At 64.0% G+C, this 16,907-nt stretch carries 13 protein-coding genes; 9 read left to right on the plus strand and 4 right to left on the minus strand.

Translation table 11 applies throughout. The annotated features are described in order from the left end of the window. The 4 genes from thrS to map all read right to left on the minus strand — a co-directional run bounded on the left by thrS (position 1) and on the right by map (position 6,273). Positions 1–1,902, minus strand: a complete 1,902-nt coding sequence (gene thrS, locus HDE76_RS09485; RefSeq protein ID WP_184506978.1) for a threonine--tRNA ligase — start codon at positions 1,900–1,902, stop codon at positions 1–3. A gap of 264 nt (positions 1,903–2,166) precedes the next feature. Continuing rightward, on the minus strand, positions 2,167–2,616 hold the full coding sequence (locus HDE76_RS09490; RefSeq protein WP_179479752.1) for a CopD family protein: 450 nt from the start codon (positions 2,614–2,616) through the stop codon (positions 2,167–2,169). A gap of 111 nt (positions 2,617–2,727) precedes the next feature. Next, complete coding sequence (gene glnD, locus HDE76_RS09495; RefSeq protein ID WP_184506981.1) at positions 2,728–5,376, minus strand: [protein-PII] uridylyltransferase; 2,649 nt, start codon at positions 5,374–5,376, stop codon at positions 2,728–2,730. A 132-nt stretch (positions 5,377–5,508) separates the two neighbouring features. Beyond that, complete coding sequence (gene map, locus HDE76_RS09500; RefSeq protein ID WP_184506984.1) at positions 5,509–6,273, minus strand: type I methionyl aminopeptidase; 765 nt, start codon at positions 6,271–6,273, stop codon at positions 5,509–5,511. Positions 6,274–6,597: 324 nt separating this feature from the next. Here map and rpsB point away from each other — a divergent pair, with 324 nt between their 5' ends. From rpsB to bamA, 9 genes are all read left to right on the plus strand, one after another. Continuing rightward, entirely contained in the window at positions 6,598–7,473 is an 876-nt protein-coding gene (rpsB, locus tag HDE76_RS09505) for a 30S ribosomal protein S2 (protein WP_184506987.1), read from the plus strand. Positions 7,474–7,577: 104 nt separating this feature from the next. Further along, entirely contained in the window at positions 7,578–8,459 is an 882-nt protein-coding gene (gene tsf, locus HDE76_RS09510; protein WP_184506990.1) for a translation elongation factor Ts, read from the plus strand. A 169-nt stretch (positions 8,460–8,628) separates the two neighbouring features. Then, on the plus strand, positions 8,629–9,351 hold the full coding sequence (pyrH, locus tag HDE76_RS09515; protein WP_179479393.1) for a UMP kinase: 723 nt from the start codon (positions 8,629–8,631) through the stop codon (positions 9,349–9,351). A gap of 90 nt (positions 9,352–9,441) precedes the next feature. Continuing rightward, positions 9,442–9,999 (plus strand): ribosome recycling factor, encoded by a 558-nt coding sequence (gene frr, locus HDE76_RS09520; protein ID WP_179479391.1) that lies wholly within the window; start codon positions 9,442–9,444, stop codon positions 9,997–9,999. Between the two features lie 17 nt (positions 10,000–10,016). Continuing rightward, complete coding sequence (gene uppS / locus HDE76_RS09525; protein WP_179479389.1) at positions 10,017–10,757, plus strand: polyprenyl diphosphate synthase; 741 nt, start codon at positions 10,017–10,019, stop codon at positions 10,755–10,757. An 8-nt stretch (positions 10,758–10,765) separates the two neighbouring features. Continuing rightward, positions 10,766–11,602, plus strand: coding sequence for a phosphatidate cytidylyltransferase (locus HDE76_RS09530; RefSeq protein ID WP_184506992.1), 837 nt, complete (start codon positions 10,766–10,768; stop codon positions 11,600–11,602). A gap of 1 nt (position 11,603) precedes the next feature. After that, positions 11,604–12,791 carry a 1-deoxy-D-xylulose-5-phosphate reductoisomerase gene (locus tag HDE76_RS09535; protein WP_184506995.1) on the plus strand — a complete coding sequence of 396 codons (1,188 nt, stop codon included), beginning with the start codon at positions 11,604–11,606 and terminating at the stop codon, positions 12,789–12,791. Between the two features lie 50 nt (positions 12,792–12,841). Further along, the gene (gene rseP / locus HDE76_RS09540) at positions 12,842–14,188 is read left to right on the plus strand and encodes an RIP metalloprotease RseP (protein WP_184506998.1); all 1,347 of its coding nucleotides are present in this window, start codon (positions 12,842–12,844) and stop codon (positions 14,186–14,188) included. A gap of 195 nt (positions 14,189–14,383) precedes the next feature. Then, positions 14,384–16,789, plus strand: a complete 2,406-nt coding sequence (gene bamA / locus HDE76_RS09545) for an outer membrane protein assembly factor BamA (RefSeq protein ID WP_179479381.1) — start codon at positions 14,384–14,386, stop codon at positions 16,787–16,789. The last annotated feature ends 118 nt before the right edge of the window (positions 16,790–16,907 follow it).

Genomic DNA, 16,907 nt, shown 5'->3' on the forward strand with positions numbered 1-16,907 from the left:
TCAGCGCTTGGTTTCGGTCACCAGCCGTTCGGCGAAATCGGTCAGCGACAGGCTGCCCAGATCCTCACCCGAACGGGTACGCACGGCTAGGGTACCCGTTTCTTTCTCGCGGTCACCGACCACGAGCAAATAAGGCACTTTCTGCATCGTATGTTCGCGGATTTTATAGCCGACCTTCTCATTGCGCAAATCGGATTGCACCCGGAAGCCTTTATCGACAAGGGTTTGCGTCACTTCGCGGACATAATCGGCCTGCGCATCGGTGATATTGAGCACTACGGCCTGTACCGGAGCCAGCCAGGACGGCAGCTGACCGGCATAGTGCTCGATCAAGATGCCGATAAATCGCTCCATCGAACCGACGATGGCCCGGTGCAGCATCACCGGATGCTTTTTCTGCGAATGCTCGTCGACATACTCGGCGCCAAGGCGCTCGGGCATCATGAAATCGACCTGCATGGTACCGACCTGCCAGGCGCGGCCGATCGAATCCTTCATGTGGTATTCGATCTTCGGACCATAGAAAGCGCCCTCGCCCGGCAGCTCTTCCCACTGCACGCCGGCCACCGACAGCGCCGCGCGAAGCGCCGCTTCGGCACGATCCCACACTTCGTCGGTACCGATGCGCTTGTCCGGGCGCAGCGCAATCTTCAGACCGATGTTCTGAAAGCCGAAGTCGCCGTAGACCTGCATGGCCTGCCGATGGAACGCCGTGACCTCGGACTCGATCTGCTCGGGCGTGCAGAAAATATGGCCGTCGTCCTGGGTGAACGCGCGCACGCGCATGATGCCGTGCAGTGCGCCCGAGGGTTCGTTGCGATGGCAGCCGCCGAACTCACCGTAACGGATCGGCAGCTCGCGGTAGCTGTGCAGGCCGGTGTTGAACACCTGCACGTGACCGGGGCAGTTCATCGGCTTCAGCGCATAGGTGTGCTTTTCCGACTCGGTGAAAAACATGTTCTCGGCGTAGTTGTCCCAGTGGCCGGACTTTTTCCATAGCGACACGTCCAGCACCTGCGGACAGCGCACTTCCTGGTAACCGCTGCGCTTGTAGACGTTGCGCATGTGCTGCTCGACCTGCTGCCAGATCGCCCAGCCGTTGGGATGCCAGAACACCATGCCCGGGCTCTCTTCCTGCTGATGAAACAGGTCGAGCTGCTTGCCGATCTTGCGATGGTCGCGCTTTTCCGCTTCTTCCAGCTGGAACAGATAGGCCTTCAGGTCCTTGTCGTTGAGCCATGCGGTGCCGTAGATGCGGGTCAGCATCGCGTTGTTGGAGTCGCCGCGCCAATATGCGCCAGCTACCTTCATCAGCTTGAACGCGCGCAGCTTGCCGGTATTGGGCACATGCGGGCCACGGCAAAGATCGGTGAACTCGCCCTGGGTATAGAGCGACAGCGGCTGATCGGCCGGTATGCCTTCGATGATTTCGGCCTTGTATTCCTCGCCAAGGCCGCGGAAAAACGCCACGGCCTCGTCGCGCGTTTTCACATCGCGCGTCACCGGCAGCTGTTCGGCCACGATCTTGGCCATTTCGGCCTCGATCTTCGGCAGATCGTCCGGAGTGAACGGCCGCTCGTAGGCGAAGTCGTAGAAAAAGCCGTTGTCGATCACCGGACCGATCGTGACCTGCGCGCCGGGATAAAGCCGCTGCACGGCCTGCCCCATCAGATGCGCGGTGGAGTGGCGCAGGATATCCAGCGCCTCCGGGCTCTTGTCGGTGATGATCTGCAGGCTAGTGTCGTGCTCGATCGGGAAACTGGCGTCGACCAGTTGACCGTCGACTTTGCCGGCCAACGTCGCCTTGGCCAGACCGGCGCCGATCGAGGCGGCCACGTCCTGCACGGTAACGGGATGACCGAACGGCTTCTTGCTGCCGTCGGGTAGCGTAATTTCAATCATGGAGAAACCCTGGACGTTCGCGCCGGTGGCGCACGTTGATGAAGTGTTGGGCTGCAGGTCTTTGGCCACGCCTGCGGGTATCGGACATAAAAGCTAAGGGCGCTGCGCCCCTGCTTTCGAAACAAGGCGAGCAGAATCAGCAGTGGTAGCGGGTAGTTGCCATGTCGCACGCTCGGCCGGCGCGATGCGCGGGCCACCTTGTCGGTCAGTTGTCTAAGCCTCAGTTTAGCGCAGTTCGTCGCCGAACCGACTGCGCCGCCGCCCTCAAAACGGCTTGGCGATGGCCAGGTAAAGCACGCCGAGCAGCAATAGCACCGGCAGCTCGTTGGTCCAGCGCAGGGCCTTTGGAGACGGCAGCGAACCGCCAGCCGCGGCACGCTTGAGCATGCGCCCGCAGAAAATGAAATAGATCAGCAGCAGAATCACCAAGGTGACCTTGGCATCGATCCAGTGCATCGGACCGACCACGTTCGGCAACGCCGCCGGAAACACCCTCCAGCCCTGCCACAGTGCCAGGCCGAGTACAAACGCCAACCCGAACATAATGTGGCCGAAGCGATACAGCCGACGTCCCATCAGCTGCAGGCGCGCCTGCACCGGCGGCTGACCCGCCGTCTCGGCCATGTTCACCAGAATCCGCGGCAGGTAGAAAACCGCCGCCATCCACGCGACCACAAAGAGCACGTGCAGCGTCTCGACAAGCGGGTAAGTCATGGCGAAGTCGACCCTGATCGCTGCGAAGCGCAGCAGCGGCGATGATAGCGCGGACATCGCCCCTTTCCATCGCGCGGGCCGCGGCGCCATCGCCGCAGCAGGATCGGCAGACTAATTCCGAACCGGCCCGATGCTCGACATCAGCGCCTGCATCAGCTGCTCCTGCTGCAACACGGAGAGTGGTGCGTTGTGCCGGTCGGTAATCTGAAAGAAATCCTCGACCCGCTCGCCGAACGTGGCGATGCGCGCGTCGTGCACACGCACTCCGGTGGCGAGCATCACCTGCGCGACCGCGGCCAGAATGCCCGGGCGATCGGTGCCGACCAGAGCGAGCTGAGTGCGGTCGCCGGCCGCGTGAAAGGTGATCCGCGGCGGCGTCTGGAAATGCTTCTGATGACGCGTCATGTTGCGTCTGCAAGGCTGCATGCCGGTGGGGCGCTCCAGCTCACCCTGCAGCCGCTGCTGCAGCTCCTGCGCCCGCGTGGCGCTCGCCGGCTGTTGGGTATCGGCCTCAAGCAGCAGAAAGGTATCCAGCGCCATGCCGGTCGGCGAACTGAGAATGCGCGACTCCATCACTGAAAAGCGCAGCCGATCGAGCACCGCGGTCACCGTGGCAAAAAGGCCGTCGCGATCGGGTGTGTAGACAAAAAGCTCGGTGCTGCCGCGGACCGAGAAAGGCTGTACCGCGACCAGCGGCACCTTGCCCTTCGCGGCCAGGATCGCCCGCGTCTGCCAGGCGATCTGTTCCGGGCGATGGCGCATGAAACTCAGCGGCGGAAAATCGGCCCACACTCGAACCACGTCGGCTTCGGCGAAACCATCATTCATCAGCAGCGCCAGCGCGTGTTCGGAACATTCGCGCACGCGCTCGGTCGCATCGCGCGGCAGGTTGACGTCGCTGCGCAGCGCGTAGCGCGTCGCGGTGTACAGATCGGACAGCAGCCGATCTTTCCATGCGTTCCACAGGCGCGGGCTGGTGCCGATGATGTCGGCGATGGTCAGCAGATAAAGCTGGCCGAGGCGCTCGCGATCGCCGACGAGATCGGCAAAGCGCTGCACGACATCGGGGTCGGTAATGTCCTGACGCTGCGCGGTGGTGCTCATCAGCAGATGCCAGCGCACCAGCCACGCGACACGGTCGATATCGGCGCGAGGCAAGCCCAGCTGTGCGCAGAACGTGCGCGCATCGTCCTCGCCCAGCACGGAATGATCGCCCCCCCGCCCCTTGGCGATGTCGTGGAACAGCGCCGCCAGCAGCAGTATTTCCGGCTTCGGCAGCGTGCCCCAGATCTGGCATGCGACGGGAAATTCGGCGAGCGCCGACGGCTCGGCAAAACGCGCCACATTGTGCAGCACGCGCAGGGTGTGTTCGTCGACCGTGTACACGTGAAACAGGTCGTACTGCATGCGGCCGAAGACCTTGCCGAATGCCGGCAGAATCGCCGCCAGCAGACCGTGCCGATTCATGCTCCATAGCGCGTTGACCGCGGGCGCACCGCGGCGAAGCAGATGCAGAAACGCGTCCAGCACGCCGCGATCGGTCGACAGCGTTTCGCCGTGCGCGGCGGTGGCCTGATGGATGCGGCGCATGGTGTCGGCGGTAAAACCGATTACGCCCGGCTGATCGAGCCGCGCAATGAACACATCGACCAGCGCCGCCGGTCGCTGCAGGAAAAGTTCGGGATCGCGCGCGGCCAGCCGCTTGCCGAACCGCACGAAATCCGCGCCCGCCGGCTGTGCCGCCGAAGGCGTCTCGAGCATTTCCTCGAAGCGCTCGGCCACCTGCACCCCGAGCCGCTCGATCTGCGTGGCGGCGCGGTAATAGCCCTGCATGAACTGTTCGACGCCGAGATTCTTTTCGTGCTCGTCCTCGAAGCCCAGCCGCGTCGCCAGACCGCGCTGATAGTCGAACAGCAATCGCTCCTCGGCGCGGCCGGCTTCCAGATGCAACGCGTACCGGTAGCGCTGCAGCGTGGCTTCGGATTCCTCAAGCGCCAGCTGCTCGGCCGAGTCGAGCAAGCCCTCGGTCACCAGATCGGCAAAACCGTTGGCGTGCGCCAGCCGGCGGCCCAGCCAGCGCAGCGCGTCCAGCGTGCGCAGACCGCCCGGCCCGTCCTTGATGTTCGGTTCGAGGTTATGCGCGGTGTCGTCGTAGCGGGCGTGGCGCGCATCGCGTTCGGCCAGCCGCGCCGCCAGATATTTCGCCGGCGGCCACCGCGCAGGGTCGTCGATGATGCCGCGCAGCTGCTCGGCCAGTGCCGGATCGCCGGCCAGCCGGCGCGCATCCAGCAGGCTGGTGAACACGCTGACATCTTGCGACGCCAGCTGGCGGCACTGGGGCACATCGCGCACGGCGTGACCGACTTTCAGACCCACGTCCCACAGGGTGGCGAAAAACTGCTCCAGCGCGCGCAGTCGCGCCGGCGCCGGCGCCTCGACGAGGGCCAGCAGGTCGACGTCCGAATAGGGGAAAAGCAGGCCGCGGCCATAGCCGCCGACGGCGAAAAGCGCTGCACCACTGACGTCGCCCAGACAGGCCATCCATACGTGCGCCACCACCCGCTCGACCGACTCGCTGCGGCGGCGTGCCAGTACGGCGGCATCGCCACCGTTGCGAAAGGCCGTGGCAAGGCTGCGGTTGACGTCACCCAGCAGCTGCCGCAGCGCCAGCCGCGCCTCGGCCGACACGCCCGAGCGTGGCACCGCCACCGGCAGGCGTGGCAGCGGCGGCAGTGCGGCAAGACTGGGGATCGACGACATGATCTTAAGCGTGGCTCCGTGAGAACGTGACGACTCGGGCGCGGCGGTGGGCCGAAGAATCATCTCGACGAATCATCTCAGCCGAGCAGCATCCGCGGCGCCTTATTCGACGCCGCGATTCAGCCATGCGGGTCAGGCGTCGGGCCACGCCGTGAGGATTTCGTAACCGTCATCGGTCACCGCGATAGTGTGCTCCCACTGCGCCGACAGCGAGTGGTCCTTGGTCACGACAGTCCAGCCGTCCGGCAGCTGCCGGGTCTGCGGCTTGCCGGCGTTGATCATCGGCTCGATGGTGAAGGTCATGCCCTTTTTCAGTTCGACGCCCGCACCCGGCTTGCCGTAATGCAGTACCTGCGGCTCGTCGTGGTAGACCTTGCCGATGCCGTGGCCGCAGTACTCGCGCACCACGCTGAAGCCGGCCGCCTCGGCGTGCTGCTGAATCGCGTGACCGACGTCGCCCAGCGTGGCGCCCGGACGCACGGCCCTGATGCCGTTCATCATCGCCTCGAAGGTAGTGTCGACCAGCCGCTTGGCCAGCACCGACGGCGTGCCGACGAAATACATGCGGCTGGTGTCGCCGTGCCAGCCGTCCTTGATCACGGTGACATCCAGATTGACGATGTCGCCATCCTTCAGCACCTTGCCCTCGTTCGGGATACCGTGACAGATCACGTGGTTGACCGAGGCGCACAGGGTTTTGGGGAAACCGTGATAGCCGACGTTGGCCGGAATCGCCTGCTGCACGTTGACGATGTAGTCGTGTGCTAGGCGATTCAGCTCTTCGGTGGTCACACCGGGCTTGACGTGGTCCTTGAGCATGGCGAGCACATCGGCGGCCAGTTTGCCGGCGACGCGCATGCCTTCGAGGTCTTCGGGGGATTTCAGAGTAATAGCCATAAGTCCTGCCTAAATGGCGGCGCAGGTCGGTCGGTTCAACTGAGAATCCGCCGCAACTTGCCGCGCTGCCGGAGCACCGGCTACAATTCGGGAGTTTTGCTGACCTGATGCGGCCGGTTTCACCGGTGCGTACAGCGCAAAGCGTCCCGGGATTGTAACCGTCAAGCGGTCCAATACCCAACCAAACGCCACACACGTATCGGCACCGCCTTCGGGGTGCTGCGCTCGATCCCATCATTTAATGGGACGTTCGCGGTCGAAGTCGGGGGTACGTGGAGGTCCCAACCCCCAGACCTTATAAAGGTCCATGCAAGGAGTTTCACCATGGCACAAGTCACCATGCGTCAAATGCTCGAGGCCGGCGTCCATTTCGGTCATCAGACCCGTTACTGGAACCCCAAGATGGCTCCGTACATCTTCGGCGCCCGCGGCAAGATCCACATCATCAATCTCGAAAAGACCCTGCCGCTGTTCACCGACGCGATGAATTTCCTGTCGGCGCTGGCGCAGAAGCGCGGCACCATCCTGTTCGTCGGCACCAAGCGTTCGGCCCGCGAGCCGTTGGCCGAAGAGGCCGCACGCGCCGGCATGCCGTATGTCACCTCGCGCTGGCTCGGCGGCATGCTGACCAACTTCCGCACCGTCAAGCAGTCCGTGTCGCGCCTGAAAGAGCTGGAAGCGGCCGAGACCGACGGTTCGTTCGAGAAGCTGGTCAAGCACGAAGTGCTGTCCCGTCGTCGCGAGCGCGACAAGCTGCAGGCGTCGCTGGGCGGCATCAAGGACATGAACCGCCTGCCCGACGCGCTGTTCGTCGTGGACATCGGTCATGAAGACATCGCCGTGCAGGAAGCCAAGAAGCTCGGCATTCCGGTGATCGCCGTGGTCGACACCAACTACAACCCCGAGCTGGTCGACTACGCCATCCCGGGCAACGACGACGCCATCCGCGCCATCCAGCTGTACGCCCGCGCCGCGGCCGACTCGATCCTGGAAGGCAAGGCCGCTGCGCCGGCCGCCGCCCAGGGCGATGCCAACGATTTCGTCGAGCTCGACGAGGAAGGCAACCCGGTGGCCAAGGTCGACCGCAAGCAGGCCGCGCCGCGCCGCGATGCCGCCCCGAAGAAGGGTGCCGGCGCTCCGCGTCGTGACGGCGGCCGCGACGGTGGCCGTGGTTCGCGCGACGGCGCTTCCGCCAAGTAAGCCGGTGCAGCGACGGCCTCTGGCCGTCGTCTCGCCCTGAGACATCAACGCCGCTGCGGGCAACCGCCGCGGCGTATCCAATCCAAAGCTTTGGAGAAATACCCATGAGCAACATTTCCGCCCAGCTGGTCAAGGAACTGCGCGAGCGTTCCGGCGCCGGCATGATGGAATGCAAGAAGGCCCTCGTCGAAAACAACGGCGATATCGAGACCGCGATGGAGTGGCTGCGCAAGTCCGGCCTGTCCAAGGCCGACAAGAAGGCCAGCCGCGTGGCCGCCGAAGGCCGCATCGTGGCCGCCCAGGCCGGCAAGACTGCCGTGCTGGTCGAAGTCAACTGCGAGACCGATTTCGTCGGCAAAGACGCCAGCTTCCTGAAGTTCACCGACACCGTCGCCGATATCGCGCTGAAGTCGGGCGCGACTGACGTAGACGCGCTGAAGGCCGCCGCTTACCCGGATGCCGGCAACGTCGAAGAAGCCGCCAAGGCCCTGATCGCCAAGATCGGCGAGAAGATCGACGTGCGCCGCATGGCCCGCGTCGAGAGCGATGGCGTGATCGGCAGCTACATCCACGGCGGCCGCATCGGCGTGCTGGTCTCGCTCAAGGGCGGCTCCGAGGAGCTGGCCAAGGGCATCGCGATGCACGTCGCCGCCATGAACCCGGCGCACATCCGCGCCGAGGACGTGCCGGCCGATTTCGTCGCCAAGGAAAAAGAGATCGCGCTGAGCCAGATGACCGAGAAGGACAAGGCCAAGCCGGCCGAAATCCTCGAGAAGATCATCGCCGGCAAGATCAACAAGATCGTCTCCGAAGTCACCCTGCTGGGCCAGCCGTATGTGCTGGACACCAATACCACGGTGGCCGAGGCGCTGAAGAAGGAAGGCGCAGACGTGGTCACCGTCGTGCGTCTGGCCGTCGGCGAAGGCATCGAGAAAGTGGAAGAGGATTTCCACGCCGAAGTGATGAAGCAGGCCGGCCTGGCCTGAGTCAGCGCCGTAAACAAGCAAAAAAAGCCGCGGCAAACCGCGGCTTTTTTGTATCTGCGCATCGCCGGAAAAACCCGCATACATGCCGCGCGACGCGGCGAAACCTCTCCCCGTCATTGACGACAGCCGTTACACTGCCGCTGTTTTGCCACACAAACCCGGAGACCCCATGAGCACCCCGCTGAATTACGGCCGCATTCTGCTCAAACTTTCCGGTGAAGCCCTGATGGGCCAGGGCGATTACGGCATCGACCCCAAGGTAATCGGCCGGCTGGCCGACGAAATCATCGAGGTCCAACGCGCTGGCGCCGAGATCGGCGTCGTCATCGGCGGCGGCAATATCTTTCGCGGCGCCGGACTGGCGGCTGCGGGCATGGACCGCGTGACCGGCGACCACATGGGCATGCTGGCCACGGTGATGAACGCACTGGCGATGCAGGACGCGATCGAAAAGCGCAACGGCTTTGCCCGCGTGATGAGTGCCATTCAGATCCACGACGTCAGCGAGGATTTCGTGCGCCGCCGTGCGATCCGCCATCTCGAAAAGGGCCGCATCGTGCTGTTCGCTGCCGGCATCGGCAATCCGTTCTTCACCACCGACTCCGCCGCGGCACTGCGCGCGGTCGAAATCGGCGCCGACCTGCTGCTGAAAGCCACCAAGGTCGACGGCGTCTACACCGCCGACCCGGCCAAGCACAGCGACGCGGTGCGCTACGACCGCCTCGACTACGACGAGGTGATCGAGCGCAAGCTGGCGGTGATGGATACCGCCGCCATCGCGCTGTGCCGCGACCACGACATGCCGCTGCGCATCTACGACATGACCGTGCCGGGCAACCTCATGCGCATCATGCACGGCGAGCCGATCGGTACCCTGGTCGACGGCGGCTGAACCGCCCGCCGGAGCGCGTTTATCGCTCACAGCTCGCCGTAACCCGGCTGCTATAATCATCTGCTAGCCAGATTCATCGGGAAACGTTTCATGATCAACGATATCAAGACCGACGCCCAGACCCGCATGGGCAAAAGCATCGAGTCACTCAAGCACGACCTCACCCGCATCCGCACCGGCCGCGCCAGCACCGCGCTGGTCGATAACATCAAGGTGTCCTACTACGGCGCCGACATGCCGCTGACCCAGGTCGCCTCGGTTTCGCTGGCCGACGCGCGCACGATCATCATCACGCCGTGGGAAAAGCCGATGGTGGCGCCGATCGAAAAAGCGCTGATGGCTTCCGATATCGGCGTCACGCCGACCACCGCCGGCACCGTGATCCGCCTCAACATGCCGCCGCTGACCGAAGAGCGCCGCCGCGAGCTGGCCAAGCATGTGGGCCACGAGGGCGAGAACGCGAAGATCGCTATCCGCAACGTGCGCCGTGACGCACTTCAGCAGATCAAGGACCTGCTGAAGGAAAAGCTGATCACCGAGGACGACGAGCGCCGCGTCGATGACGAAATTCAAAAGCTCACCGACCGCGCCGTGAAAGATGTGGACGCCGTGGTCAAGGCCAAGGAAGAGGAGCTGATGGCGCTCTGAGCGCCATCGCCCTTTGCATGTCCGGCGCCGAAGCCGCTCGGGTTCCGCGCCATATCGCCATCGTGATGGATGGCAACGGCCGCTGGGCGAAGGCGCGCCATCGTCCGCGCAGCTTCGGCCACAACGCCGGCCGCAAGGCGGTGCGTGAAGCGATCGAATCGTGCATGCGCGAAGGCGTGCAGGCGCTGACCGTATTCGCCTTCTCCAGCGAGAACTGGCAGCGCCCGCCCGAAGAAGTGATGGCGCTGATGAGTCTGTTCGTGCGGGCGCTGGACAAGGAAGTGGACGAGCTGCACAGCAACGGTGTGCGCCTGCGCTTTGTCGGTGACTTGAGCGCGTTCGAGGAACCGCTGCGAGATCGCATGCACGCCTCGATGGCGCGCACCGCCGGCAACGACAAGCTGCACGTCAGCATCGCGGTGAACTATGGCGGCCGCTGGGATATCGTGCAGGCGGCGCGGCAGGCGGCCGACGCGGTCAAGCGCGGGGATCTACGTTCGGACCAGATTGACGAGACGACGCTGGGCCAGTGGATGACGCTGTCCGAACTGCCGCCGCTGGATCTTTTTATCCGCACCGGCGGCGAAACCCGCATCAGCAATTTCCTGCTGTGGCAGGCTGCATACGCCGAACTGTATTTTACCGACGTGCTCTGGCCCGATTTCGATCGGGACTGCCTGCGTCTCGCCATCGACGACTACGCCCGCCGCGAGCGCCGTTACGGCCGCACCGGTGAGCAGGTCGCTGCCGTCAACTAAGGATTCCGATGCTGCTACAGCGCGCCATCACCGCCGCGATACTCGCCCCGCTGGTGATTTTCGTCATTCTGTTTGCGTCGACAGCGGTGTTTGCCGCGATCGCGGCGGCGGCGTTTCTTGCCGCGCTGTGGGAGTGGGCGCGCTTGAGCGGACTGAAAAGCGTCGCGCTGCAGGCGGCGTGGTTGATCGTGTCGGCGGCGGTGTTCGTGTTGCTGTGGATGGCGCGCTTTACCCTCGTCGCACCGGCCGTGATTGGACTCGGCGTGCTCTGGTGGCTGGTCGCCTGTATCTGGCTGCGTCACTTCGCTTACGGCGCCGCACCGACCCTGGAAAACCGCGCACTGAAGCTGCTCGCCGGCGCGTTCGTGATTTTCCCCGCGTGGGTCGCGGCGATCACCATCCACGCCGGCCGGCCGCACGGCCACGGCCTGGCCCTGCTCTCGCTGGTGATTGTCTGGGCCGCCGATATCGGCGCCTATTTCAGCGGCCGCACGTTCGGCAAGCGCAAACTCGCCCCGCAGATCAGCCCCGGCAAGACCTGGGCCGGTGCCTATGGCGCGCTGGCGGCTGGCGTCGTAGTCATGGCGCTGGGCGGCTGGTGGCTGCTCGATATGCGCGGCGGACAGCTGATCGGACTGGCCGTGCTGGCCGCTGTCACCGTCGGTGCATCCATCGTCGGCGACCTGATCGAAAGCCTGATGAAGCGCCACGCGCAGGTGAAAGATTCGGGCACCATGATTCCTGGACATGGCGGCATGATGGATCGCCTGGACAGCGTGTTTGCCGCGCTGCCGGTGTTCGCTGCCGGCATGCTGCTGCTGAACCTGTTCATGGCGGCTGGATGACATGAAGAACGTTGCCGTACTCGGCGCCACCGGCTCGATCGGCGGCAACACGCTGGACGTGATCGCCCGCCACCCGGAGCGCTTTCGCGCCACGGTGCTGACCGCGCATCGCCAGGTCGACGCGCTGGTCGCGCTGTGCATGCAGCACCGCCCCGAGCTGGCCGTGATCGCCGACCCTGCGCTGGAGGCCGAACTGTCGCGCAAGCTGACGGCGGCCGGCGTTCGCTGCGACGTCGCCAGCGGCCGCGAGGCCCTCGCCATCGCGGCCTCGGGCAACCTGTGCGATACCGTCGTCGCGGCGATTGTCGGTGCGGCCGGGCTGGAGTCCACGCTCGCCGCCGCCCGCGCCGGCAAGCGCCTGCTGCTGGCGAACAAGGAAGCCATCGTGATGGCCGGGCCGCTGCTGCTCGATGCCGTAACCTCGGGCGGCGGCGCGCTGATTCCGGTCGATTCCGAACACAACGCGCTGTTCCAATGCCTGCCCGCCGAAGGCTTGGCCGGCGGCAAGCCGTCGCTGCACAAGGGCGTTCGGCAATTGACGCTGACCGCCTCGGGCGGCCCGTTCCGCGGCCGCAACCGCGCCGAACTGGCCGGCATCACGCCGGAACAGGCCTGCAAACACCCCAACTGGGTCATGGGCCGCAAGATTTCGGTCGATTCGGCCACGCTGATGAACAAGGGCCTGGAAGTCATCGAAGCCCATCACTTGTTCGGCGCCGCGCCCGATCTGATCAATGTCGTAGTTCACCCACAAAGCTTGGTGCACTCCTTTGTCGAATACGTCGACGGCTCCGTGCTGGCCCAGCTGGGCAATCCCGATATGCGCACCGCGATCGCCCACGCGCTGGCGTGGCCGGAGCGCGTGAACGCTGGCGTGGCGCCGCTGGACCTGACCGCCTGTGCCCCGCTCGCCTTTGAACCGCCGGATCTGACGACGTTCCGCTGTCTGGCGCTGGCGTTTCAGGCGTTGCGTGCCGGTGGCGATGCGCCAGCGGTGCTGAACGCAGCCAACGAGATCGCGGTGGAGGCCTTTTTGGCCGGCTCGCTGGCGTTTCTCTCGATTGCCGACGTCGTGGATGCGGTTCTTGCGGAACTGCCGGCGCAAGCCGTGGTCGATGTTCAGACCCTGCTGGAACGTGATCGGGTGGCCCGGGAAGCCGCCCGCCGTATTCTGCGCAATGCTTGCTGATATTCTTGGCCTGATACCCTTGGCGTGACGTCCCCTCACAACGGCGATTGATGAATTCCTTTTTCGGCTCGGTTTTCTGGTTGGCCATCACGCTCGGCGTACTGGTGACCTTTCATGAGTTCGGCCATTACTGGGTCGCGCGCCGCTGTGGCGTCAAGGTGCTGCGCTTCTCCGTCGGCTTCGGCAAGGCCATCTGGAAGCGCACCGGCCGCGACGGTACGGAATACCAGATCGCCTCGATCCCGTTGGGCGGCTATGTCAAGATGCTCGACGCGCGCGAGGGCGAGATCGATCCGGCGCTGCGCGATCAGGAGTTCACCGGCAAGTCGGTGTGGAAACGCATCGCCATTGTCGCGGCAGGGCCGGGTTTCAATGTGATCTTTACCCTCGCTGCGTTCTGGCTGATGTTTATGCTGGGGCGGCCGGATTACGTACCGGTGGTGACCGCCACACCGCAAAGCATCGCCGCCAAGGCCGGCGTCCTGCCGGGTGATCGCATTCTGAGCGTGGATGGCCAGCCCGTAACGACCCTGGGTGATTCCCTGGATGCCATCGCCAACGGTCTGCTGAGCCGCGCGCCGCTGCCGATAACGGTAAGCGGCGCAGATGGTCGCCCCCGCCAGTTGGTGCTGCCGCTGGATCGGCTACCGCCGGGGCAGCCGGTAGAAAAGTATTTCGACGCGCTCGGGCTGAAACCCGCGCCGCCGCCCGCGATTGCCGCCACCGTGACACCGGGCCAGCCGGCCTCGCTGGCGGGCATGCAGGGCGGCGATCGACTGATCAGCGTGAATGGTCAAGCAGTGGCCGATTTCGAGGCGTTCGGCAGACTGGTCCAGGCCGACGCGGTCAAATCACCGACGCTGTCGGTAGTGATCGAGCGCAACGGCCAACCGAAAAAACTCAGCGTCATTACCAAGTGGGAGTCGCTGCAAGGCCAGCCACAGAAGTGGGTCATGGGCATCGGTGCGCCGATGCCCGAACAGGCGATGGTGCGCTACGGGCCGATCAAGGCGCTCGACGCCTCGCTGCAAACCACCTGGCACAACGCGATGCAGACGTTTGCGATGTTCGGCAAGTTGATTACCGGCGAGGCCTCCACCCAAAATCTGCACGGCGTGATCGGTATCGCCCAGGTAGCCAACGCATCGGCCGGCATGGGCTTCGCTTCGTTCCTGCAGTTCCTTGCGCTGGTGTCGCTTAGCCTGGCCATTATCAACCTGATGCCGATTCCCGTCCTCGACGGTGGGCACCTGCTGTATTATCTGATCGAGTTGATCAAAGGCAGTCCGGTCAGCGAGCAGACGATGATTGTTGGCCAGTACATCGGCATCGCGCTGCTGTTTACCGTGATGGGGCTGGCGTTTTACAACGATATCCATGGCATCTTGTTGTCGTGACAGCGGCGAGAGACGCATGGTATCGGTCGACGACGGGCTTCACTGCCGCTGACGCAGCCGGTCGATGTGGTGGCTTTAACGATGTGCTTTTCTCGAGCGCATACCCTTTTTCGAAGCAGGGCGTTGCCTTGCTTCATGTGTTGATCGGAGCCGCCGCGCTGGCGGCTCCATCGAAATAACCCAACGGAACCGACGATGAAGCGTATCGCCGCGCTGATCCTGCTTGCCTCCCTCTCCGCCAATGCGTTTGCGTTCGACCCGTTCGTGGTCTCGGACATCCGCATCGACGGCCTCAGCCGCATCGCTCCCGGTACGGTCTACACCTACCTGCCCGTCAACAAGGGCGACCGGCTGACCAACGACCAGGCACAAAAAGCCATCCGTGCGCTGTATCAGACCAAGTTCTTCAGCGACGTGGAAATCGATCGCGAAGGCGACATCATGGTGATCAAGGTGGTCGAGCGTCCGTCGATCGCCAAGCTGACCCTGCGCGGCAACAAGGACATCAAGACCGACGACCTGAAGAAGGGCCTGAAGCAGATCGGCCTGGCCGAAGGCGAAACCTTTGACCGGCTGGCGCTGGACAACGTGCAGCAGGAGCTGGTGCGCCAGTACTACAACCGCGGCAAGTACAACGTGTCGGTTACCCCGCACGTGACCCAGCTCGAGCGCAATCGCGTTGCGGTGGATATCGAAATCCGCGAAGGCAAGGCCGCCAAGATCGAAGAGCTGAACATCATCGGCAACCACGCGTTCACCGACAAGGAAGTACGCGAAGGTTTCGAGTCGAACACGCCCGGCCTGCTGTCCTGGTACTCGAAAGACGACCAGTACTCGCGCGAAAAGCTCTCCGGCGACCTGGAGAAACTGCAGTCGTACTACATGAACCGCGGTTACGCCGACTTCGGCGTGGATTCAACCCAGGTCAGCATCGCGCCGGACCGCCGCTCGATGTACATCGACGCCAGCGTCAAGGAAGGCGACACCTACAAGATCGCCGACGTGAAGCTGCTCGGCACGCTGATCCTGCCCGAGGCCACGATACGCCAGCTGGTCTACGTCAAGCCGGGAGACCTGTTCAACCGCTCCGCGATCGAGGCCAGCACCAAGTCGATCAAGGCGATTCTGTCCAACATCGGGTACGCCTATGCCAAGGTCACGCCGATTCCGAAGCTGGACAAGGACAAGCGCACTGTCGACCTCACCCTTTTCGTCGAGCCCGGTCAGCGCGTTTACGTGCGCCGCGTGGTATTCCAGGGCAACACCCGTACCGAAGACGCCGTGCTGCGCCGCGAAATGCGCCAGCTCGAGGGCACGTTCTATTCGCAGGCTGCCCTCGACCGCTCCAAGATCCGCCTGCAGCGCCTGGGTTATTTCAAGACGGTCGATATCGACAAAAAGCTGGTGCCCGGCTCGCTCGATCAGGTCGACGTAACGGTCAAGGTGGAAGAGCAGTCCGCCGGCAGCCTGCAGTTCGGCGTGGGCTATTCGCAGTACTCGGGCATCATCCTCAATGCCTCCGTCTCGCAGAACAACATCTTCGGTACCGGCGATAGCGCCTCGATCAGCGGCGAGCGCAGCAGCTACTACACCAAGTACGGCGTCAGCTACTTCAACCCCTATCTGACCGACAGCAACATCGGCATCGGCTACAACGCCACTTATTCGAAGACCGACTACGGCAATACCGATTTCGCCGACTACTCGACCAGCGATCGGGCGTTCTCGACCTATCTGAGCATTCCGGTCACGGAAACCGACGGCATCCGCGTCGGCATGGGCATCAGCAGCGACAAGGTCAGCCTGATTCCGGGCTTCAGCCCCCAGGTGCTGATCGACTATCAGAACGAAATCGGCCACGACACGCTGCATACCTGGACCGGCACGCTGGGCTGGAACCACGACACGCGCAACGCCTACTTCTCGCCCACCCGCGGCGGCCTGATCTCGGCCTCGACCGACATCGCCCTGCCGGGCTCCACCGTCCAGTATTGGAAGTTCACGGCGGAAGCCAACCACTACTGGCCGATCGGTGGCGGTTTCGTGCTGTACCTGGACGGCCAGGTCGGCTACGGCAAGACCTACGGCAACAACGGCATCAGCGATTCGCAGTACGCCACGCTGCAGAGCGCCGTCACCGACCATACCCTGGTCGATATGCGGCAGGATTTCCCGTTCGTGCAGAACTTCTACTCCGGCGGCGTGCGCGACGTGCGCGGCTTCCAGGACAACACGCTCGGTCCGCGCGTCTGTATCGCTTACACCGCACCGGCGAAGAACGGCTTCTGCCCGGACGGCAACTACGCCGAGCCGATCGGCGGCGCGTTCAAGGTGCTGGGTACGACCGAGGTCTATCTGCCGCTGCCGTTCCTGAAAGACATCAATACGGCGCGCGTGTCGGTATTCATGGACGTGGGTAACGCGTATCAGAGCTTCAGCACGTTCAGCGCCAGCACGCTGCGCGCATCGGCCGGTATCTCGGTGCACTGGCAGGCCCCGATCGGCCCGCTGATCATCAGCCTGGCGCACCCGTTCCGCACCCAGCCTGACGACAGCCATTACGAAGAGAAAATCCAGTTCACCTTCGGCAGCCAGTTCTGACGATCCAACGCTGATTATCTCGAACCGATGATCTCGCTCGGATAATCCCGCGCTGACAAATCAGCTCTAACAAAACCGTTCTGATGACCCAGCCCGGCGTACCGGCATCCCGCCGGGC

The sequence above is a fragment of the Rhodanobacter sp. ANJX3 genome (genome assembly GCF_014200755.1).
In the GTDB taxonomy this organism is placed as follows: domain Bacteria; phylum Pseudomonadota; class Gammaproteobacteria; order Xanthomonadales; family Rhodanobacteraceae; genus Rhodanobacter.